1 pseudogene is annotated in these 398 nt (G+C 59.5%); it reads right to left on the reverse strand.

What is annotated here, in order from left to right:
• Window positions 1-398 (reverse strand): annotated as a pseudogene (locus A6013_RS24485) (alpha-mannosidase); the annotation flags it as partial.

The raw sequence follows: 398 nt of genomic DNA on the forward strand, positions 1-398 counted from the left end.
GTGCACTCCAGAGGATTGGATAACGGCGTGCGGGCTGTATCCTGGCGGCCGGCGAGAGCTGGCGGAAGATGCTGGGTGGCTTCAACGATCAGCTTTTCGACAAGCGGCGTTTTCAGGCTGCCGACGATCGTGAAATGGTCGCATCGCGTCGGAGTATCGCCCGCAAGCGGTGAGAAATCGTAGCTGTCGCCCGCAGCTGCACAGTCTTCAAGGGTAAAGAACGAGGGGATGCAGCTGCCGCTGCGTTTGTCGTGCAGGGTTAGCGTTCCGGCGTCCAGCGTTAATCGATACTGTGCATTCTCTATCTCGCTGCCCGTTGTCTGTTCAGGCTGCCGGAAAGGCGCCGGGTCATCTTCAACGTTAACGCTGAGATAGCCGACCGGCGGCAGAACCGGTGT

The organism is Enterobacter sp. IF2SW-B1 (assembly GCF_001743375.1).
Classification (GTDB): Bacteria; Pseudomonadota; Gammaproteobacteria; order Enterobacterales; family Enterobacteriaceae; genus Enterobacter; species Enterobacter bugandensis.